At 69.7% G+C, this 19,475-nt stretch carries 18 protein-coding genes, 1 tRNA gene and 1 pseudogene; 12 read left to right on the top strand and 8 right to left on the bottom strand.

Features of this window, described 5'->3' with window-relative positions; genetic code table 11:
* Positions 1-15: 15 nt before the first annotated feature.
* The 3 genes from OG735_RS08360 (at position 16) to OG735_RS08350 (ending at position 3,157) form a co-directional block, all read left to right on the top strand.
* Positions 16-1,674 carry an FAD-binding dehydrogenase gene (locus OG735_RS08360; RefSeq protein WP_327322482.1) on the top strand — a complete coding sequence of 553 codons (1,659 nt, stop codon included), beginning with the start codon at positions 16-18 and terminating at the stop codon, positions 1,672-1,674.
* Between the two features lie 201 nt (positions 1,675-1,875).
* Positions 1,876-2,541 (top strand): molybdopterin-dependent oxidoreductase, encoded by a 666-nt coding sequence (locus tag OG735_RS08355; RefSeq protein WP_327328246.1) that lies wholly within the window; start codon positions 1,876-1,878, stop codon positions 2,539-2,541.
* A complete protein-coding gene (locus OG735_RS08350) occupies positions 2,483-3,157 on the top strand; it encodes a cytochrome b/b6 domain-containing protein (protein ID WP_327322481.1) in 675 nt (224 codons plus the stop codon). Before OG735_RS08355 ends, OG735_RS08350 begins: the two co-directional genes overlap by 59 nt.
* Here OG735_RS08350 and OG735_RS41865 read toward each other — a convergent pair.
* Positions 3,143-3,295, bottom strand: a pseudogene (locus OG735_RS41865) (GntT/GntP/DsdX family permease); the annotation flags it as partial. The gene OG735_RS08350 and the pseudogene OG735_RS41865 sit on opposite strands and share 15 nt — an antisense overlap.
* Before the next feature lie 153 nt (positions 3,296-3,448).
* On the bottom strand, positions 3,449-3,958 hold the full coding sequence (locus OG735_RS08340) for a gluconokinase (protein WP_327322479.1): 510 nt from the start codon (positions 3,956-3,958) through the stop codon (positions 3,449-3,451).
* Positions 3,959-4,090: 132 nt separating this feature from the next.
* Here OG735_RS08340 and OG735_RS08335 point away from each other — a divergent pair, with 132 nt between their 5' ends.
* Together OG735_RS08335 and OG735_RS08330 are read left to right on the top strand one after the other, a co-directional pair.
* Complete coding sequence (locus tag OG735_RS08335) at positions 4,091-4,792, top strand: FadR/GntR family transcriptional regulator (protein WP_327322478.1); 702 nt, start codon at positions 4,091-4,093, stop codon at positions 4,790-4,792.
* A 237-nt stretch (positions 4,793-5,029) separates the two neighbouring features.
* Positions 5,030-6,490 (top strand): amino acid permease, encoded by a 1,461-nt coding sequence (locus tag OG735_RS08330; RefSeq protein ID WP_327322477.1) that lies wholly within the window; start codon positions 5,030-5,032, stop codon positions 6,488-6,490.
* 67 nt (positions 6,491-6,557) lie between these two features.
* Here OG735_RS08330 and OG735_RS08325 read toward each other — a convergent pair whose 3' ends face one another.
* Entirely contained in the window at positions 6,558-7,814 is a 1,257-nt protein-coding gene (locus tag OG735_RS08325; RefSeq protein ID WP_327322156.1) for an IS30 family transposase, read from the bottom strand.
* Positions 7,815-7,967: 153 nt separating this feature from the next.
* Here OG735_RS08325 and OG735_RS08320 point away from each other — a divergent pair, with 153 nt between their 5' ends.
* Positions 7,968-9,053, top strand: a complete 1,086-nt coding sequence (locus OG735_RS08320; protein ID WP_327322476.1) for an S-(hydroxymethyl)mycothiol dehydrogenase — start codon at positions 7,968-7,970, stop codon at positions 9,051-9,053.
* Positions 9,053-9,691: an MBL fold metallo-hydrolase gene (locus tag OG735_RS08315; RefSeq protein WP_327322475.1), complete on the top strand. Its 639-nt coding sequence runs from the start codon at positions 9,053-9,055 to the stop codon at positions 9,689-9,691. Before OG735_RS08320 ends, OG735_RS08315 begins: the two co-directional genes overlap by 1 nt.
* Here OG735_RS08315 and OG735_RS08310 read toward each other — a convergent pair.
* A complete protein-coding gene (locus tag OG735_RS08310; RefSeq protein ID WP_327322474.1) occupies positions 9,676-10,605 on the bottom strand; it encodes an RluA family pseudouridine synthase in 930 nt (309 codons plus the stop codon). The genes OG735_RS08315 and OG735_RS08310 overlap by 16 nt on opposite strands.
* 193 nt (positions 10,606-10,798) lie before the next feature.
* A tRNA-Leu gene (locus tag OG735_RS08305) sits at positions 10,799-10,883 on the bottom strand.
* A 186-nt stretch (positions 10,884-11,069) separates the two neighbouring features.
* Between OG735_RS08305 and OG735_RS08300 the strand changes: the two genes are divergently transcribed.
* The 3 genes from OG735_RS08300 to OG735_RS08290 all read left to right on the top strand — a co-directional run bounded on the left by OG735_RS08300 (position 11,070) and on the right by OG735_RS08290 (position 14,003).
* Complete coding sequence (locus OG735_RS08300; RefSeq protein ID WP_327322473.1) at positions 11,070-12,404, top strand: M20/M25/M40 family metallo-hydrolase; 1,335 nt, start codon at positions 11,070-11,072, stop codon at positions 12,402-12,404.
* A 167-nt stretch (positions 12,405-12,571) separates the two neighbouring features.
* A complete protein-coding gene (locus OG735_RS08295; protein ID WP_327322472.1) occupies positions 12,572-12,805 on the top strand; it encodes a chaplin in 234 nt (77 codons plus the stop codon).
* Between the two features lie 145 nt (positions 12,806-12,950).
* Positions 12,951-14,003: a chaplin gene (locus OG735_RS08290; protein ID WP_327322471.1), complete on the top strand. Its 1,053-nt coding sequence runs from the start codon at positions 12,951-12,953 to the stop codon at positions 14,001-14,003.
* 78 nt (positions 14,004-14,081) lie between these two features.
* On the opposite strand, the gene OG735_RS08285 is transcribed toward OG735_RS08290, so the two are convergent.
* The gene (locus OG735_RS08285) at positions 14,082-14,270 is read right to left on the bottom strand and encodes a DUF5703 family protein (RefSeq protein ID WP_005319466.1); all 189 of its coding nucleotides are present in this window, start codon (positions 14,268-14,270) and stop codon (positions 14,082-14,084) included.
* A gap of 47 nt (positions 14,271-14,317) precedes the next feature.
* Here OG735_RS08285 and OG735_RS08280 point away from each other — a divergent pair, with 47 nt between their 5' ends.
* Positions 14,318-14,980, top strand: coding sequence for a hypothetical protein (locus OG735_RS08280; protein WP_327322470.1), 663 nt, complete (start codon positions 14,318-14,320; stop codon positions 14,978-14,980).
* A gap of 72 nt (positions 14,981-15,052) precedes the next feature.
* On the opposite strand, the gene OG735_RS08275 is transcribed toward OG735_RS08280, so the two are convergent.
* Entirely contained in the window at positions 15,053-17,272 is a 2,220-nt protein-coding gene (locus OG735_RS08275; RefSeq protein WP_442812591.1) for a helix-hairpin-helix domain-containing protein, read from the bottom strand.
* Positions 17,203-18,186, bottom strand: a complete 984-nt coding sequence (locus tag OG735_RS08270) for an aldo/keto reductase (protein ID WP_327322469.1) — start codon at positions 18,184-18,186, stop codon at positions 17,203-17,205. The genes OG735_RS08275 and OG735_RS08270 overlap by 70 nt, the downstream gene beginning before the upstream one ends.
* 131 nt (positions 18,187-18,317) lie before the next feature.
* On the opposite strand from OG735_RS08270, the gene OG735_RS08265 reads away from it, so the two are divergent.
* Entirely contained in the window at positions 18,318-19,367 is a 1,050-nt protein-coding gene (locus OG735_RS08265; RefSeq protein ID WP_327322468.1) for an LLM class F420-dependent oxidoreductase, read from the top strand.
* Positions 19,368-19,475: the final 108 nt, after the last annotated feature.

The following is a 19,475-nucleotide window of genomic DNA, read 5'->3' as shown; positions in this document are numbered from 1 at the left end:
ACGAGGATGGAACCCATGGCGTACGACGCTGATGTGATTGTGATCGGGGCAGGGCTGGCGGGCCTGGTGGCCACCGCGGAGCTCGTCGACGCGGGGCGCAAGGTCATCCTGCTCGACCAGGAGCCCGAGCAGTCCATCGGTGGGCAGGCGCACTGGTCCTTCGGCGGCCTGTTCTTCGTCGACTCGCCCGAGCAGCGGCGGATGCGGATCAAGGACAGCCGGGCGCTGGCGCTGCAGGACTGGCTCGGCACCGCGGGCTTCGACCGCGACGAGGACCGGTGGCCGCGCGAGTGGGCCGAGGCATACGTCGACTTCGCCTCCGGTGAGAAGCGGGCCTGGCTGCACGCGCAGGGAATGCGGTTCTTCCCGGTGGTGGGCTGGGCCGAGCGCGGCGGCTACGACGCCACCGGCCACGGCAACTCCGTACCGCGCTTCCACGTCACCTGGGGCACCGGACCCGGCGTCGTCGCGCCCTTCGAACGGCGGGTCAGGGAAGGCGTCGCGCGTGGCCTGGTCCAGCTGAAATTCCGGCACCGCGTCACGGGGCTGAGCAGCAGCGCCGGAGTGCTGGACACTGTCAGCGGCGAGGTTCTCGAGCCGTCCGCCGCCGAGCGCGGCACCGCGAGCAGCCGTGAGGTGGCCGGCGCCTTCGAGTTCCGCGCGCAGGCGGTGATCGTCACCTCGGGCGGCATCGGCGGCAACCACGATCTCGTACGCGCCCAGTGGCCCGAGCGGCTCGGCACCCCGCCAGAGACGATGCTCTCCGGCGTCCCCGCACACGTCGACGGGCTGATGCTCGGCATCGCGGAGGGCGCGGGCGCGAGCCACATCAACCGCGACCGGATGTGGCACTACACCGAGGGCATCGAGAACTGGAACCCGATCTGGGCCAGACACGGCATCCGCATCCTGCCCGGGCCCTCCTCGCTGTGGCTGGACGCGCGCGGCAAGCGGCTGCCCGTCCCGCTCTTCCCCGGCTTCGACACCCTCGGCACGCTGGAACACATCATGAAGTCTGGTTACGACTACACCTGGTTCGTGCTCGACCAGAAGATCATCGGCAAGGAGTTCGCACTGTCGGGCTCCGAGCAGAACCCGGATCTGACGGGGAAGTCGATCCGCGATGTGATCGGGCGCGCCCGGGCCGACGTCCCGGGCCCGGTGAAGGCCTTCATGGACAACGGCGTCGACTTCGTCGTCGAGCGCGATCTCTCCGCACTCGTACGAGGGATGAACGCACTCACCAAGGAGCCGCTGATCGACGAGGCGGAGCTGCGGCGCGAGATCACCGCGCGGGACCGGGAGATCAAGAACCGGTTCACCAAGGACCTCCAGGTCACGGCCATTCGCGGGGCCCGCAACTATCTCGGCGACAAGCTCATCCGCACGGCCGCACCGCACCGCATCCTCGACCCCAAGGCCGGACCGCTCATCGCCGTACGGCTGAACATCGTCACCCGCAAGTCCCTCGGCGGCCTGGAGACCGATCTGTCCTCGCGGGTACTCGGAGAGGACGGCGAGCCGCTGGCGGGTCTGTACGCGGCGGGCGAGGCAGCCGGCTTCGGCGGCGGCGGGGTGCACGGCTACCGCTCACTGGAGGGCACATTCCTCGGCGGCTGCATCTTCTCGGGGCGGGCGGCGGGGCGGGCGGCGGCCAAGGCGGTGGGCCAATAGTCGCCCGGGCAGATCAAGTCCCTCTGCGATTGAGGAGCGGGGGTCGGGGAGCGGAGCCCCCGAAAAGCGCCAGTGTGACGAAAGTCTGACGTGCGGCCGATTTTCCTGGCATCCACGCTTCCGTGGTGTTCGAATCGAAGGGTGACCACACACCACTCCGACGAAGAGGGCGCGCCCGTCGGGCGCCGCTTGGTGCTCGGCATGCTCGGCCTCGGCGCGACCGGAGTCCTGGCGGCGCCGTATCTGCAGCGCGGGCTCGAGTCCTTCCTCGGCGCGGCCTCGGACAAGGATCCGACCGGTCTGAGCGGGCTGCTGCCCAACGGCGGCGGCTTCCGCTATTACTCGGTCGCCTCCTCCGTACCGCACAAGGACGAGCAGAGCTACCGGCTGACCGTCGACGGTCTGGTCGACCGTCCGGCGACCTACACCCTGGACGCGCTGCGCAAGCTGCCGCAGACCCGGGTCGTACGCGACGTGCAGTGCGTCACCGGCTGGCGGGTCCCCGACACCCCGTTCGCGGGCGTCAAGCTGTCGCTGCTGCTGGACGCCGCGGGCGTACGCCCCGAGGCCAAGGCGATCCGCTTCAACTGCTTCGACGGCACGTACAGCGAGAGCCTGACCCTGCCGCAGGCCCGCCGCGACGATGTGCTGGTGGCCCTGCAGATGCAGGACAGGCCGGTCAGCCACTCCCACGGCGGCCCGGTCCGGCTCTATGTCGCGCCGATGTACTTCTACAAGTCGGCGAAATGGCTCTCCGGGATCACCGTCACCAACGGCATCCGGCCCGGCTACTGGGAGGAGCGGGGCTATGACGTCGACGCCTGGGTCGGCCGGTCCAACGGCCGCACCGACACCCCCACTGTCTGAACGGCCCGCGCGGGTACGGCGGTTCAGCCGCGCCGAGCGCTGGGTGCACCGCACGACCGCCGCGCTGATGCTGCTGTGTGTGGCGACCGCCGCGGCTCTGTACGTACCCCAGATCGCCGAACTCGTCGGCCGCCGCTATCTGGTGGTCACCGTCCATGAGTGGGCCGGGCTGCTGCTGCCCGTGCCGTTTCTGCTCGGTCTCGCCTCGCCCGCCTTCCGAGCCGATCTGCGCAGGCTGAACCGCTTCGGGCCGCACGACCGGACGTGGCTGCGTGCGGCCCGTCGGCGCGACCGCCGTCCCGAGTCCCGTCCTGCGGGCAAGTTCAACGCCGGGCAGAAGGTGTACTCGGCGTGGATCGCGGGCGCGGTGCTGGTGATGCTGGCGACCGGGCTGCTGATGTGGTTCACCCACCTGACACCACTGGTGTGGCGGACCAGCGCGACTTTCGTCCATGACTGGCTTTCGCTGACCGTCGGCATCGTGCTGGCCGGACATATCGGCATGGCGCTCGCCGACCCGGAGGCACGGAGGGGTATGCGTACCGGGTCGGTCGAGCGTCCGTGGGCCGAGCAGGAACACCCGCTGTGGCTGGACGACCGTCTAGAGGACGAGTGACAGCAGCAGTACGAAGCCGAGGCCGACCACGGAGATGATCGTCTCCATCACCGACCAGGTCTTGATCGTCTGGCCGACGGTCATTCCGAAGTACTCCTTCACCAGCCAGAATCCGGCGTCGTTGACGTGGCTGAAGACGGCATGGAGCTTGAACTTGGTGATGAGAAGGACGATGACGGCGATGCCCGCGAGGACGGCGATGCCCAACTGCGCGTTGCCGGCCGAAGTGATCGTTTCGGTGGCGTCCGCTGCCAGCGTCTCGACGCTGAGACTGGTCACGGTGGCGATTCCTTAGCTCTCGAGCCGGCGCAGCGCGGCGACGGCCCGTTCGGTTATCTCTTGCGGAGTGCCGGACACATCGACGGCGACGCCCGCCTCGTCGTCCCCGAGCGGCTGGAGCGTGGCGAACTGCGAGTCCAGCAGCGCGGCGGGCATGAAGTGGCCCTTGCGCTCGGACATCCGGCGCTCGACGAGCGTCCGGTCGCCCGTGAGATGGAGGAAGACGGCACCGGGCGCGGCGGCCCGCAGCCGGTCGCGGTAGACCCGCTTGAGCGCGGAGCTGGACACCACTCCGCCGAGGCCCGCCCTGCCGTGCGCCCACTGCCCGATGGCATCGAGCCAGGGCCGGCGGTCCGCGTCGTCCAGCGGGGTGCCGGCCGACATCTTGGCGATGTTCGCCGGGGGATGGAAATCGTCGCCCTCGGCGTACGGGACGCCCAGTGCGGCGGCGAGCAGGGGACCGATCGTGGTCTTGCCGGTGCCTGCCACGCCCATCACCACGACGACCTGGGGGGTGCTCATTACGTGCCTCGCTGTCTTCGTCGACATCGGTCCGTCGCGCTACTGAAAACCCATTAGGTATGACGTATTCAAGAGGTTGAGATCTAAACGTCATACTTTTCGTTCCCGAATCGTGGCCCGTACTCTTGCCCCATGACCACTGAGGGCCGGGGCCTCCATGCCCATGTGCTGGACAACCTGGGCCTCGCGATCACCGCGGGCGAATATCCACAGGGCAGCGTGTTGCGCACGGACGAGGTGGCACAGCGCTTCGATGTCTCGCGCACCGTCGTCCGCGAAGTGGTCCGGGTCCTGGAGTCGATGCACCTCGTGGAGTCCCGGCGCCGGGTCGGTGTGACCGTCCGCCCGACCGAGGAGTGGAACGTCTACGACCCGCGGGTCATCCGCTGGCGGCTGGCCGGCACCGATCGCCCGCGCCAGCTGCGCTCACTGACCGTGCTGCGCTCGGCCGTCGAGCCGGTCGCGGCCGGGCTCGCCGCGCACAACGCCACCCCCGAGCAGTGCGCCGAACTTACCGAGTGCGCCCTGGGCATGGTCGCCACCTCGCGCGGACACCAGCTCGAGGGATATCTGAAGCACGACATCGCCTTCCACCGTGTCGTGCTCAACGCCTCCGGCAACGAGATGTTCGCGCGGCTCGGAGATGTGGTCGCCGAGGTCCTCGCCGGCCGTACGCACCACCGGGTGATGTTCGACGACCCCGATCCGGCGGCCGTGACCCTGCATGTCCAGGTCGCCGAGGCGGTCCGCGAGGGCGACGCGGTCCGGGCCGAGGAGATCACCCGCCAGATCTCGGTCGGGGCGCTCGCGGAACTGGATGTGCTGGCGCCCTGAGGCGTCCGGCGCCGCCGCATCCCCGACGAGGCGAGTGCGTGCGCGACCTTGGTTTACTGGGCCGTAACCTCTGAAACACCTCAGATCTATTCCTGCGTGACCTAGGCCACTGCCAAAATCGCAGGGTTGCCCTGATTATGTTCCGGGTTATGTGCCCTCGGGCCATAACAGGGTGACCACCCCCCACCGGTTACGGCCGGGACGCCCACCCCTCCCCTCACGAAGGCGAACTTCTCCATGAGTGACCGCACCACTGCGGCCGAAACGCTCGCCGCCGGGGCACCGGCGAAGAGCTCCCCCCACGTCGACGCCGGCGACGCCGGCTACAGCAAGGACCTCAAGTCCCGCCACATCAACATGATCGCCATCGGCGGAGCGATAGGCACCGGCCTGTTCCTCGGCGCGGGCGGCCGAATGGCCGGCGCGGGTCCTTCGCTGGCCATCGCCTACGCGGTCTGTGGTGTCTTCGCCTTCTTCGTCGTCCGTGCGCTCGGCGAGCTGGTCCTCTACCGCCCCTCATCCGGTGCCTTCGTCTCGTACGCCCGTGAGTTCATGGGCGAGAAGGGCGCCTTCGCGGCCGGCTGGCTCTACTTCCTCAACTGGTCGACCACCGCGATCGCCGACATCACCGCGGCCGCCACCTACGCCCACTTCTGGGCCATGTTCAGCGATATCCCGCAGTGGGTCCTCGCGCTGATCGCACTCGCCGTCGTCCTCACCGCGAACCTCATCTCGGTGAAGTACTTCGGTGAGATGGAGTTCTGGTTCGCGATCATCAAGGTCGCCGCGCTGGTCGCCTTCATGATTGTCGGCATCTTCCTGGTGGTCACCCAGCACCCGGTCGACGGCCACACCCCCGGCTTCTCCACCATCACCGACAACGGCGGCATCTTCCCGACGGGCATGCTGCCGATGCTGCTGGTGATCCAGGGCGTCGTCTTCGCGTACGCCTCCGTCGAGCTGTGCGGCGTCGCCGCGGGTGAGACCGAGAGCCCCGAGAAGATCATGCCCAAGGCGATCAACTCGATCATGTGGCGTGTCGGTCTGTTCTACGTCGGCTCGGTGGTGCTGCTCGCGCTGCTCCTCCCGTACACGGCGTACTCCGGCGACCAGAGCCCCTTCGTCACCGTCATGGACAAGCTCGGCGTCCCGGGTGCGGCCGGCGTGATGAACCTCGTGGTACTGACCGCGGCGCTCTCCAGCCTGAACTCCGGCCTGTACTCCACCGGCCGCATCCTGCGCTCCATGGCGCTGTCGGGTTCCGCACCCAAGTTCACCGGCCGGATGAACAAGGGCCAGGTGCCCTACGGCGGCATCCTGCTGACCGCAGGCTTCGGTGTGCTGGGCGTTGCGCTCAACTATGTCGTGCCCGGCCAGGCCTTCGAGATCGTCCTGAACCTGGCGTCGATCGGCATTCTCGGCACCTGGGGCATGATCATGCTCTGTTCGCTGCTGTTCTGGCACCGCGCGCAGGACGGCCGGGTCACCCGCCCCGCCTACCGGCTGCCCTGGGCCCCGTACACCCAGATCGTCACGCTGTTCTTCCTCGCCACCGTGGCCTTCCTGATGTGGTGGGGCGGCGGTGTGGGCCGTACGACCGTGATGTTCCTGCCGCTGATCGCGGCGGCGCTGGTCGGTGGCTGGTACCTGGTCCGCGGCCGGGTGAGCGCCATCGCGCAGGAGCGCCAGGACGCCTGACCGAATCATTCCAGGAGAACGGCCCCCGCGCGCCGGCGAATTCGAGGGGTCGTTGCAACACTGCTGGTCAGCTGGCTAGGTCCAGTAGCTTAGCGAGGCGCTCGGCTGGGGTTTCCCAGCCGAGCGTTTTGCGTGGGCGGCTGTTGAGTTCGGCGGCCACCGTTTCCAGGTGGTCGGGGGTATGGGCGCTCAGGTCGGTGCCCTTGGGGAAGTACTGCCGCAGCAGGCCGTTCGTGTTCTCGTTCGACCCGCGCTGCCAGGGGCTGGCTGGGTCGCAGAAGTAGACCGGGATGTCGGTGGCGACGGTGAAGGCGCGGTGGGCTGCCATCTCTGAGCCCTGGTCCCAGGTCAGGGACCGCCACAGATGCGGCGGGAGGGTCTGGACGGTAGTGGCGAGCGCGTTGCGGGTGGCGATGGCGCTGTGGCCGGTCGGCAGGTGCACGAGCATCACGTAGCGGGTGGACCGTTCGACCAGGGTGCCGATGGCCGAGCGTCCGTCCTTGCCGATGATGAGGTCGCCCTCCCAGTGGCCGGGGACGGCCCGGTCGGCGGCTTCGGCGGGGCGTTCGCTGATCAGGACCATGTCCTTGATGGCGCGGGAGATGCGCTTGTGGGCCTGGCGCTGCGGGCGCCGGCGGGCCCGGCCGGTGCGCAGGGAGCGGGCCAGTTCCCGGCGGAGTTCGCCGCGGCCCTGGACGTAGAGGGCCTGGTAGACGGTCTCGTGGGTCACGTGCATCTCCGGCCGGTCAGGGAAGCGTGCCCGCAGAGCCTGGCAGATCTGCTCAGGGCTCCACCGCATCGTGAGGTGGTCCTGGATGAAGTCCCGCAGTTCGGGGTTCTGGCCGATCTTGCCGGTCTTGGGGCGGGGCCGGCGGGCGTCGGCCCGGGCCTGGGCGGTGTGCGGCCGGTAGTACCAGCCCCCTTTGGGCATGGTCCGCCGGTTGCGGCGTATCTCGCGGCTGATGGTGGACGGGCTGCGGCCCAGCTCGGCGGCGATCTGCCGGACGGACGCCTTCTCACGCAGCCGGTCGGCGATGTGAATGCGGTCGTGCTCCTGGAGATACCGCGACGGAGCAGGAGGCGGTCCCTCCGGCCCCGGCGGCCCGGGCGTCTGCCCGGGTTCCTGGTAGATCGGAGGGACCGCCTTGCGGCCCCTTTGGTGACCGTTACGCCACTTCTTGCCCGTACGGCGGTCGATGCCGACGATCCGGGCCGCTTCCCGGGTGCTGTAGCCCTGCTCCATGAGCTGGAAGTATGCGGCCCGCTCACGGAGCAACGGCTTGCGCCCCTGCGACTTCCTGTTCTTGCGAATCTCGAAGTCCATCGCACCCCTTGAACTGGGGTGTTGCAACGACCGCTAGAACTGAAGGATCGTGGGGGCCGTTCTCGTACCGTCAGCCGTGGTGCGGACCGTGGCCCGCGCCGTGACAGTCCATAGTGGTGGTCGACTTCACGTGCGAAGAAGGGCAGGTTCTCTATGTCGCAGCAGGTGCAGGGCGTGGTCGCGCCAGGGAAGAACGAGCCGGTACGGGTCGAGACGATCATCGTCCCCGACCCCGGACCCGGAGAGGCCGTGGTGAAGGTGCAGGCGTGCGGCGTCTGCCACACCGATCTGCACTACAAGCAGGGCGCGATCAACGACGACTTCCCCTTCCTGCTCGGGCATGAGGCCGCGGGAGTGGTGGAGTCGGTCGGCGCGGGCGTCACGGACGTCGCTCCCGGCGACTTCGTCGTCCTCAACTGGCGTGCCGTGTGCGGACATTGTCGCGCCTGTCTGCGCGGCCGCCCCTGGTACTGCTTCGCCACGCACAACGCCGAGCAGAAGATGACGCTGACCGATGGCACCGAGCTCTCCCCGGCGCTCGGCATCGGCGCCTTCGCCGAGAAGACCCTGGTCGCCGCCGGCCAGTGCACGAAGGTCGACCCGGCGGTCTCGCCGGCTGTCGCGGGTCTGCTGGGCTGCGGGGTGATGGCCGGCATCGGTGCCGCCATCAACACCGGCCAGGTCGGCCGCGGTGACTCCGTCGCGGTCATCGGCTGCGGCGGCGTGGGCGACGCGGCCGTCGTCGGGGCACGCCTGGCGGGCGCGGCCCGCATCATCGCCGTCGACATCGACGACCGCAAGCTCGAGACGGCGAAGAAGATGGGCGCAACCCACACCGTCAACTCCCGTTCCGGCGACGCCGTCGAGGCGATCCGCGAGCTCACCGGAGGCTTCGGCGCCGACGTCGTCATCGAGGCGGTCGGCCGACCGGAGACGTACGAACAGGCCTTCTACGCCCGTGACCTGGCCGGCACGGTCGTTCTCGTCGGCGTGCCGACGCCCGAGATGAAACTGGAGCTGCCGCTCCTCGACGTCTTCGGCCGCGGCGGCGCGCTCAAGTCCTCCTGGTACGGCGACTGTCTGCCGTCCCGTGACTTCCCGATGCTCATCGACCTCCATCAGCAGGGCCGTATCGACCTCGGCGCGTTCGTGACCGAGACCATCGGACTCGGCGACATCGAGAAGGCCTTCGCCCGGATGCACGAGGGTGACGTACTGCGTTCGGTGGTGCAGTTCTGATGAACCCCCGGAACTGCAGGATCGACCATCTGGTCACCTCCGGCACCTTCTCGCTCGACGGCGGCACCTGGGACGTCGACAACAACGTCTGGATTGTCGGCGACGACCAGGAGGCGATCGTCATCGACGCCGCCCATGACGCCGCGGCCATCCTCGATACGCTCGGCGGCCGTACGCTGCGCGCCATCGTCTGCACCCACGCGCACAACGACCACATCGACGCCGCTCCCGCCCTCGCCGCCGCCACCGGCGCGCCGATCCTGCTCCACGCCGACGACCTGCCGCTGTGGAAGCAGACGCACCCGGACCGCGCCCCCGACGGCGAACTCGTCGACGGCCAGGTGCTGGAAGTGGCCGGGACGCGGCTGCGCGTATTGCACACACCCGGCCATGCTCCCGGTGCCGTATGCCTCTACGCGCCCGAGCTGTCCACGGTCTTCACCGGCGACACGCTCTTCCAGGGCGGCCCCGGCGCCACCGGCCGGTCCTTCTCGCATTTCCCGACGATCATCGACTCGATCCGGGACCGGCTGTTCACACTGCCGCCGCAGACCGTTGTGCGCACCGGCCATGGCGAAGCGACCACTGTCGGAGACGAGTCACCTCAGCTCGTGGAGTGGATTCAGAGGGGCCACTGAGTCAGTCGTTGCCTGCTCTCGAAGCGGTACGGCTCTCCCGTCACCGGGTCGGTGAACTCCAGCACTTTCGCCAGGAGTTGAAGGGGACGGGAGTAGTCGTCGGGCCCCGCCTCCTGGACGACCGGATAGACCGGGTCGTTCAGGAGCGGCAGCCCCAGGCTGTTCATATGGACCCGCAGCTGATGCGTGCGGCCGGTGGCCGGGAGCAGCCGGTACCGGCCGAGCCCGGCGCGGTGCTCGAGCAGTTCGATCCGGCTCTCGCTGTTCGGCTCGCCCGGCTCCTCGCGCGCGGCCATCACCCCGCGCTCCTTCACGATCCTGCTGCGTACCGTGCGGGGCAGCGCCACCGCCGGGTTGTACGGTGCCACCGCCTCGTACTCCTTGCGGACCTCCCGGTCCCGGAACAGCGTCTGGTACGCGCCCCGGTCCCCGGGCCGTACGACGAAGAGCGCAAGCCCCGCGGTCAGCCGGTCGAGACGGTGCGCGGGCTGCAGCTCGGGCAGTTCCAGATCGCGGCGCAGCCGGGCGAGCGCCGTCTCGGTGATGTGCCGGCCGCGCGGCGTGGTGGCGAGGAAGTGGGGCTTGTCGGCGATCACGAGACGCTCGTCGCGGTGGACGATCCCGACCTCGAAGGGGACGGGCTCCTCGGGGGCGAAGTCCCGGTGGAACCAGAGATACCGGCCGGCGGTGTAGGGCTCGTCGGCGGCGACAGGACCGTCCGTACCGACGATGCGGCCCTCGCGGAACATCGCGTCGACGGTTTCGGCGCCGATGGCGTCGGCGTACCGCCCGGCGAGATGGTCGCGCACCGTCGCCCAGGCGCCGTCCGGATCGGCGGGCAGCCGCAGCCGCACCGGGTCGATCCCGGCGCGCTGGGGGAGCGGCGCGGCCGGGGCTCTGTGTCTGCGTCTCACCGACGTGACTGTATGCCCACTACATCGGATGCCGGTATCGGATGCCGGTGGAACGGGGGCCGGAGCCGAGGCCGCTGCCGATCCACCCCGCACAACGCCCGCTTCGGCTGCGCCCCGGCCGCGCGCGTACGCAAGACGCACGCCACCCGGGGGTACAAAAGATCCCCACGGGAATCCGTGGGGATCTTGATTGTGTCCGAGGGGGGACTTGAACCCCCACGCCCGATAAAGGGCACTAGCACCTCAAGCTAGCGCGTCTGCCATTCCGCCACCCGGACCAGGTGTCTGTCTCGCGGCGCTGGGCCGTTCCGACGTGGAAAACCATAGCAAACATTCGACTGTGCTCGATCACGCCCGGATCCGGTGTGACGGCCGTATGACGGCGGACAGTCGCCCTTGGGGTACGGGGCGGGGCGCGGGAGGATGAGGGGGAACCACCAGCAGCGACAGTGGGAGGAATCAGCGTGAGCGAGTCGAACAGGGCCGACAAGACCAAGCCCCTTTCGGGTGAGGACGAGGTCGTCGACCTCTGCCGTGAGCTGATCCGGATCGACACGAGCAACTACGGCGACCACTCGGGTCCGGGGGAGCGGGCCGCCGCGGAGTATGTCGCGGAGAAGCTCGCCGAGGTCGGGCTCGAGCCGCAGATCTTCGAGTCCCACCAGGGCCGCGCCTCCACAGTGGCCCGTATCGAGGGTGAGGACCCGTCGAGGCCCGCGCTGCTCATCCACGGCCACACCGACGTCGTACCGGCCAACGCCGACGACTGGACGCACCACCCCTTCTCCGGCGAGATCGCGGACGGCTGTGTGTGGGGCCGGGGCGCGGTCGACATGAAGGACATGGACGCCATGACCCTGGCGGTCGTACGGGACCGGCTGCGCAGCGGCCGCAAGCCCCCGCGCGACATCGTGCTGGCCTTCCTCGCCGACGAGGAGGCCGGCGGCACGTACGGGGCGCGGCATCTGGTCGACAAGCACCCGGATCTCTTCGAGGGCGTTACGGAGGCGATCGGCGAGGTCGGCGGCTTCTCCTTCACGGTCAACGAGAATCTGCGGCTCTACCTCGTCGAGACGGCGCAGAAGGGCATGCACTGGATGCGGCTCACTGTGGAAGGCACCGCCGGGCACGGGTCGATGACCAACAACGACAACGCCATCACCGAGCTCTGCGAGGCGGTCGGCCGGCTCGGTCGGCACAAGTGGCCGGTAAGGATGACCAAGACCGTACGGTCCTTCCTCGACGAGCTCTCCGACGCGCTCGGCACACCCCTCGACCCGGAGGACATGGAGGCGACGCTCGCCAAGCTCGGCGGCATCGCCAAGATGATCGGCGCCACGCTGCGCAACTCCGCCGCCCCCACCATGCTCGGCGCCGGCTACAAGGTGAACGTGATCCCCGGGCAGGCGACCGCACATGTCGACGGGCGCTTTCTGCCGGGGTACGAGGAGGAGTTCCTGGCCGACCTCGACCGGCTGCTGGGCCCGCGGGTCAAGCGGGAGGACGTGCACGGGGACAAGGCGCTCGAGACCAGCTTCGACGGGGATCTCGTCGACGCCATGCAGATCGCGCTCAAGGCCGAGGACCCGATCGCCCGGGCCGTGCCGTACATGCTCTCCGGCGGAACCGACGCCAAGTCCTTCGACGACCTCGGCATCCGCTGCTTCGGCTTCGCGCCGCTCAAGCTGCCGCCGGAGCTGGACTTCGCGGGCATGTTCCACGGGGTGGACGAGCGGGTTCCGGTGGACGGCCTGAAGTTCGGCGTACGGGTGCTTGACCGATTCCTGGACCAGTGCTGAACCGTTTCGGGGTCAGATCTGCTGAAACGGAACTCTAATAATCGCCAGTGCGTGCGCACTTGACCAAAAAGAGTGAATGGGGCCGTCGGCTCGTAGCCCCGTTCCCTCCTCCTCGTTACAGGTGATGCGGTCCGCGGCTGGGGCCGCATTGCCAACAAGGAGGAACAATGATCAAGAAGGTCGTCGCTGCTGCGGCTGCCACCGGTGGTCTGGTGCTCGCTGGTGCGGGTGTCGCCATGGCCTCTTCGGGTGCCCAGGGTGCTGCTGTCAACTCCCCCGGGGTGGTCTCCGGCAACGTCATCCAGGCGCCCATCCACGTGCCGGTGAACGCATGCGGCAACACGGTCTCCGTGGTCGGGCTGTTGAACCCTACCTTCGGCAACACCTGCGTCAACGAGTGACGTTGTGACTCGACCCGTATGGGTCTGGGTTTGAACTCGAGCGGCCCCGGAGTGCGCGCCACGCACTCCGGGGCCGTCCGAGCATTCCACCCCCGGGTACCGACGCCCGCGGGTATTCCTGAAGCAAGAAGGCAGGATTCAACCTATGCGACAGATCACGCGCAAGGGCCTGATCACCATGGCAGCGGCGGGCGGCGTACTCGCGCTCGGCGGTGGCTATGCGAACGCGGACGCCGGTGCGAACGGAGGCACGGCGAATTCGCCGGGCGTACTGTCCGGAAACACGGTCCAGGTTCCGGTGCATGTTCCCGTCAACGTGTGCGGGAACACCGTGAATGTGCTCGCGCTGCTCAACCCCGCCAGCGGCAATGAGTGCAGCAATAAGTCCGGCGGGTCCCACGCAGGCGAGGACCCCAAGGACAATCCCGGCGTTATCTCGGGCAACCACGTCCAGGTGCCGATCGACGTCCCCGTGAACGCCTGCGGGAACGCCGTCACGATCGGTGGCCTCGGCAACACCGCCACGGGCAACGAGTGCGACAACGGCTCGAGCGTCTCCACCCCGCCCGCGAAGCCGAGCACTCCGAGCAAGCCGAGCACCCCGAGCAAGCCCAGCACCCCGAGCAAGCCCAGCAAGCCGAGTCAGCCGTGCGACCACACTCAGCCGAGCAAGCCGAGTAAGCCGGAGAGCCCGAGCACTCCGAGCAAGCCGAGCACTCCGAGCAAGCCGGAGAGCCCGAGCACCCCGGGCAAGCCGAGCATTCCGGGTCTGCCGAACACCCCGACCACCCCGGGTCTGCCGAACACCCCGACCACCCCGGGTCTGCCGAACACCCCGACCACCCCGGGTCTGCCGAACACCCCGACCACCCCGGGTCTGCCGAACACCCCGACCACCCCGGGTCTGCCGAACACCCCGACCACCCCGGGTCTGCCGAACACCCCGACCACCCCGGGTCTCCCGAACACCCCGAGCAAGCCGAACACCCCGAGTCAGCCGGGCAAGTCCACCACGCCGGTAGTGCCCGTCACCCCGAGCAAGCCGAACACCCCCGGCACGCAGACCGTCACCTCGCCCAAGGGCGCCGACCAGCTCGCGCACACCGGTGCCGACTCGCTCGACACGCTGGCCCCGGCCGGCGCGGGCATGCTGCTGGCGGGAGCGGTGCTGTACCGCCGGGCCCGCGCCTCGGCGTAGTCAAGCGGCCGTATCGGTATAAATGGCATGAAAACGGAGCGGGCCCCGCGCAGGCGGGGCCCGCTCCGCCTTATTCGCTCACCAGGTGGCGCGCACCTGACGAATGATGCGCCGACGCAGCCGCACCCTACGGCTGCCGTCCCGGTGCAGACTCAGTCGGTCCAACTCCCAGTGTCCGTACTCGGCATGGTCGGTCAGTAGACGGGTCGCTTCCTTGCGGGACACCCCGCGCGGTACATACACGTCGACAAATTCGTATTCCGGCATCGCATCTATTGTGCGGGCAGAGCCCAGGTACGGATAGCGTCTGCACTATGTCTGATGCTGCGCAGCCCACCGCTGCCGAGGTACGTGCCGCCGCCGAGGCGGTCAAAGCCGCACTGGACCGTCACCTCGAGGCGGTCGAAAACCGCACGGGCGAGGACGACCCGGCCGTCTATGACGCGTTCAATGTCCTTGCCGCGGCGGCGGAGGCGTACGACGAGCGGCTCTACGACCGTTATGACGAGGTGACGCCGTTCGAGATCCCGGGCGCGGACGATTCACTTCCGCCGTACGCGGGTCCCGAGGAGCCGAGCGCGCTGAGCGTGCTGATCCGCCGCGACTATGCGGTGGTGGAGCCCCAGCGACTGCTTTCACAGGCGCAGCGCCTCGCCGACCTGGACCCCGATGACGACCGGGGGCCGGAGAACGCCCCGGTGGTCGGCACGAGCGTGCATGCGGCACTCGGCGTGCTCTTCGGTGAGTACGAACCGGATGAAATCGCTTCCCGGCACAAGGAGTTCGGTCTGGAGGAGGGCGACTCCACGCTGTGGGTGTCGGCCTCGGACGATGCTCCCGAACCGGGCGAATGGCTGAGCACCCCCTTCGACCAGGCGGATCCGCAGCGGGTCGTCTGCCGCTTCGACGTCAGCTCGGTCTTCGACGAGGACGAGCTGGCCGAGGAGCTGGACGACCTCGACGAAGTGGAGTCCTGACCACACTGCCTCGTGCGACCCGCAGCCCGGGTCCCGCCCCGTCCAGGAGGCGGGCCCGGGCTGTCGCACGAGCTACGACGTCGGCGTCGGCGTCGCGAGCAGCTCCTCGAGCAGCGTCCGCAGCCGCGTCGTGCGGTGCTGGGACGCCACCTCCGCCACCGCGCGCGGCAGCGCCTGATCCACGCCGTGCACCACGGACAGATGTCGCTCGGCGCGGCTGAACGCGGTATACACCCACGGTCGGCTCAGCCCTTGCGCCGCGTCGCCCGGCAGTACCACGACAGCCGCGGGCCAGCGCATCCCCGCGGCCTGGTGCGCCGTCAGCGCCCAGCCGTGGCGCACCGCCGATTCGACCCGCTCCTTCGGTACGACGACAGGCGTGCCGTCGCAGTCGAGATGCAGGCCCGCAGCGTCCGCCGAGACGACCGTGCCGGTGAGTGTCCGGCCGAGAGCGGGTGTGTAGGCGACCCGGTCGCCCGGGTCGAAGCCGCCGAACCGGCCCGGACCAGCGTTCAGCCGCTCCTTGAGCGCGGCGTTGAGCGCGCGGGTCCCGGCGGAGCCGCCGTGTCCCACCGTGATCACCTGGGTCTGCTCGGTCGGCACTCCGATGGCCCGCGGCACCGAGTCCGCGACGAGCTGCACCGTACGGTGGACCGCCTCGCCCGCGTCACGCACCGGGACGATGACGACCTCTTTGCCGGGCGCCGCCACCTGGTTCAGCTCGCCGATGCCGACGCCCGAGACAAGCTCTCCGATCGGTCCGGGGTCCGGCGTCCGCGAGGCGATCTGCGGGCACACCCTGGCCGCCAGCACATCCGCGAACACCCGGCCCGCGCCCGCCGAGCAGAGCACACCGGGATCGCCGCTGAGCACCAGTCGGCTGCCGTCCGGCATCGACTCCACCAGCATCGCCGCGGACTCCACGTCCAACTGCGCTGCGTCCAGCACGACCAGGAGATCGAGTGCGAATGCCCCGTCCTCGTCCCTGCCGGGACCCTCCGCACCGGACAGCAGCCCGGAGACAGTGACCGCCGCAGGGCCGAGCCGCCGGCTGCCGTTCTCGCTGTGGACCGCGACGACCGCGCGCAGTCCGAGCGCACGGGCGGCCTCGGCCACCGCGACCGGCTCGGCCCGCGCCGCCTCCCCGCCCGTGTGCAAAACCAGACCGCTCGCGGCGACCGCAGGGATCAGCTCGGTGGGATCCGCGGCATCCCACCTGGCGTCCGCACCGGCCTTGGCAAGCCGCGCCAGGCCGTCCGCGAGACTCTCCTCGGCGAGTGCGTACCGGTCGAGCCCCAGCAGCACCGGCACAGCCGGCTGCTCGGACTCCTCCCCGTCCGCGGCCTGCTCGGTCTCCTCCACACCGTCCTGGAACACCAGCACGGCACCTTCGGCGATTGCCTGCTGCAGCGCTTCGCCAGGATCGGGCACCGACCGTTCTGCCAGCGCCGCGCGTACGGCCGAGGACTCCAACGCGGTGTGGCCCTGCAGCGCCGCGCGCTCCAGCTCCCAGGCGACGAGTGCCGCCGCCCGGCGCTCGTCACCAGGGCCGCACTCAGCACCGAGAAGCGCCCGGGCGAAGCCGTCGGCCTGCTCCGGCCGGACGCCGGGGACGGACAGCAGCCGCCACGGATCCTCGCGCAGCACATCCGCGGCCTGCTCGCCGAGCACCCGCGCGACCTGCGCCGCCAGCGCCTCGGGTGCGCCGCCCTCGGCGAGCACGGTCTGCACCGTCGTCACGGTCTCCGGCGCCGTGGCCCGCGGTGCCTGCACCGGCTGCGGAACCCGGTGTCGTACGGGCTCCGCGGTCGGTGCGGCACGTCTGGGGGCGGGCGCGGGGGAGTCGAAGAACGCGGTGTCGGCCTTCTCGCCGCTCTCCACGGCCCGCACCGCCGCGAGCAGATCGGCGGCCGTGCCGCTCAGCTTGGTGCCGCTCTCGATGGGCCCCGCCTTCTCGGCCTTCCGCTGCTCGATCCGGGCCCGCAACTCCCGCTGCGCGACCAGCTCCGCCTCGGCCTCGGACAGCTCGGTCGCCTTCTCGGCCGCTGTCTTCTCGGCCTCCGATGTGCCGGCTTCCGGCTTGTCCCCCTCGGGTGCGTCCGCCTCGGGTGCGTCCGCCTCGGCGGTGCCCGATGCCGGGTCGGCGGCCTCGTCCGCGGTCTCGTCCGCGGCGTCGCGGCCCTCGTCCGGGGGTCCGGGGGGCGTCCCCCGGGAAGGCACAGTCACAGCGTGCTCCAGTCCTGGTCGGGATAGCGGTGCACGGGCGCCGACACATCGTCGAGCGCCTGGCAGATCTCGTCAGGAAGACTAAGGGCCTCCACTGACAATGCCGCCGTGAGCTGCTGTGCGTTGCGTGCGCCGACGATCGGGGCCACCACACCCGGCCGGTCCCGCACCCATGCCAGCGCCACCTGCAGCGCCGTCGCGGCGAGCCCGTCAGCCGCCGTCGCCACCGCGTCCACGATCCGGCTCGCCGCCTCGTCGAGATACGGCTCCACGAACGGCGCCATCTGCTCCGAAGCACCCCGCGAATCAACCGGAGTGGCATGCCGGTACTTACCCGTCAGCACCCCGCGCCCCAGCGGCGACGACGGCAGCAGCCCGACCCCAAGGTCGAGAGCGGCCGGCAGCACCTCCCGCTCCACCCCGCGCTGCAGCAGCGAGTACTCCATCTGCGTACTGGCCAGCCGTGTCCGCACTCCCGGCGAGGCCAGCTGCCAGGTCGCCGCCTTCGCCAGCTGCCAGCCGCAGAAGTTCGACACCCCCGCGTACCGCGCGCGCCCGCTGCCGACCGCGATGTCCAGCGCCTGGAGTGTCTCCTCCAGCGGGGTCTCCGGGTCGAAGGCGTGGACCTGCCAGACGTCGACGTAGTCCGTACCCAGCCGCTCCAGTGAGGCGTCCAGCGCCGACAGCAGATGCCCCCGCGAGCCGTCGAAGCGCCGGTCCGGATCGGGCACGCTGCCCGCCTTCGTCGCGATGACCAGTTCCCGCCGAGGTACGAGCCGCTCGACGAGCTGCCCGAGCAGATACTCCGAATCTCCACCGCCGTACACATCCGCGGTGTCGACCAGGGTCCCGCCCGCCTCCCAGAACACTTTCAGCTGGTCGGCAGCGTCGTGCTCATCGGTGTCGCGACCCCAGGTAAGGGTGCCGAGCCCGATCCGGGACACGCGCAGGCCGGTACGGCCGAGATGCCTCTGCTCCATGGGCGCTGAGATTACTGGCCAGGCGCCCACCCGGAGAGAGCCTGTGGACAACCTCCCCCTGACGGATCCTGTGAACCCGCGCTAGAGTCCCCCGGAACAGGGACGTTACTGATCAGTAAGAGGGAGCGGTTATGCGGCTCGGCATCAACCTCGGCTACTGGGGCGCGGGGATGGACGGAGACAATCTCGCCGTCGCCAAGGAGGCCGACCAGCTCGGCTACGACGTCTGCTGGGCAGCCGAGGCGTACGGCTCCGACGCCCCTACCGTGCTCGCCTGGGTCGCCGCCCAGACCGAGCGCATCGACGTCGGCTCCGCGATCATGCAGATCCCGGCCCGCCAGCCGGCCATGACCGCGATGACGGCCGCCACGCTCGACTCGCTCTCCGGCGGCCGCTTCCGGCTCGGCCTCGGCGTCTCCGGCCCGCAGGTCTCCGAGGGCTGGTACGGCATCAAGTTCGACAAGCCGCTCTCCCGCACCCGCGAGTACGTCGAGATCGTCCGCAAGGCGATGTCCCGCGAGCGCCTCTCGTACGAGGGAGAGCACTGGACGCTCCCGCTGCCGGGCGGTCCGGGCAAGCCGATCAAGCTCACCGTCCACCCGGAGCGCGAGCACATCCCGCTCTACATCGCCGCGATCGGCCCCAAGAACCTTGAGCAGACCGGCGAGATCGCCGACGGCGCCCTGCTGATCTTCCCGTCCGCCGACCACCTCGAGGACACCGCGCTCAAGTACCTGCGCGCGGGCCGCGAGAAGGCCGGAAAGACCATGGAAGGCTTTGACGTCTGTCCGACGCTGCCGCTCGCGATCGGCGACGACGTCGCCGGACTGGCCGACATGTTCCGTCCGTACACCGCGCTGTACGTCGGCGGCATGGGCAGCCGCAAGCAGAACTTCTACAACCAGCTTGCGCAGCGTATGGGTTACGAGAAGGAAGCCGCCGAGATCCAGGACAAGTACCTGGCTGGCGACAAGCAGGGCGCGGCCGCGGCCGTCCCCCACCAGCTGATCGACCAGACGACGCTGCTGGGCTCCGTGGACCGGATCGCCGAGCGGATGCAGGCGTACGCCGATGCCGGTGTCACCACGCTGACCCTCGCTCCGGCCGGCTTCACGCTCGACGAGCGGATCACGGCACTGCGGGCGGGCACCGAGGCCCTGGAGCGCGCCGGCCTCGCGTGAGGAATGTGCGCAGGCAAATCGGGTGAGCGACGCTCGTACGTAAGTGGAGAGGTCTGCGGCCGTGGTGGGGGCTCGGGGGGTCTCCCCGCCACGGCCGTCACGCAGCAC

Origin of the sequence: Streptomyces sp. NBC_01210 (assembly GCF_036010325.1) — a bacterium.
Taxonomy (GTDB): Bacteria; Actinomycetota; Actinomycetes; order Streptomycetales; family Streptomycetaceae; genus Streptomyces.
The sequence above is the reverse complement of the archived record's forward strand: the minus strand, read 5'-3'. Positions and strand labels throughout refer to the sequence as shown.

Coding starts and splice junctions, on each gene's coding strand:
- OG735_RS08270 (WP_327322469.1), bottom strand. CDS start 18,186: ATGGAGCAGAGGCATCTCGGCCGTACCGGCCTGCGCGTGTCCCGGATC.
- OG735_RS08320 (WP_327322476.1), top strand. CDS start 7,968: ATGTCGCAGCAGGTGCAGGGCGTGGTCGCGCCAGGGAAGAACGAGCCG.
- OG735_RS08265 (WP_327322468.1), top strand. CDS start 18,318: ATGCGGCTCGGCATCAACCTCGGCTACTGGGGCGCGGGGATGGACGGA.
- OG735_RS08350 (WP_327322481.1), top strand. CDS start 2,483: ATGACGTCGACGCCTGGGTCGGCCGGTCCAACGGCCGCACCGACACCC.
- OG735_RS08335 (WP_327322478.1), top strand. CDS start 4,091: ATGACCACTGAGGGCCGGGGCCTCCATGCCCATGTGCTGGACAACCTG.
- OG735_RS08280 (WP_327322470.1), top strand. CDS start 14,318: ATGTCTGATGCTGCGCAGCCCACCGCTGCCGAGGTACGTGCCGCCGCC.
- OG735_RS08325 (WP_327322156.1), bottom strand. CDS start 7,814: ATGGACTTCGAGATTCGCAAGAACAGGAAGTCGCAGGGGCGCAAGCCG.
- OG735_RS08355 (WP_327328246.1), top strand. CDS start 1,876: ATGCTCGGCCTCGGCGCGACCGGAGTCCTGGCGGCGCCGTATCTGCAG.
- OG735_RS08360 (WP_327322482.1), top strand. CDS start 16: ATGGCGTACGACGCTGATGTGATTGTGATCGGGGCAGGGCTGGCGGGC.
- OG735_RS08315 (WP_327322475.1), top strand. CDS start 9,053: ATGAACCCCCGGAACTGCAGGATCGACCATCTGGTCACCTCCGGCACC.
- OG735_RS08285 (WP_005319466.1), bottom strand. CDS start 14,270: ATGCCGGAATACGAATTTGTCGACGTGTATGTACCGCGCGGGGTGTCC.
- OG735_RS08290 (WP_327322471.1), top strand. CDS start 12,951: ATGCGACAGATCACGCGCAAGGGCCTGATCACCATGGCAGCGGCGGGC.
- OG735_RS08330 (WP_327322477.1), top strand. CDS start 5,030: ATGAGTGACCGCACCACTGCGGCCGAAACGCTCGCCGCCGGGGCACCG.
- OG735_RS08340 (WP_327322479.1), bottom strand. CDS start 3,958: ATGAGCACCCCCCAGGTCGTCGTGGTGATGGGCGTGGCAGGCACCGGC.
- OG735_RS08295 (WP_327322472.1), top strand. CDS start 12,572: ATGATCAAGAAGGTCGTCGCTGCTGCGGCTGCCACCGGTGGTCTGGTG.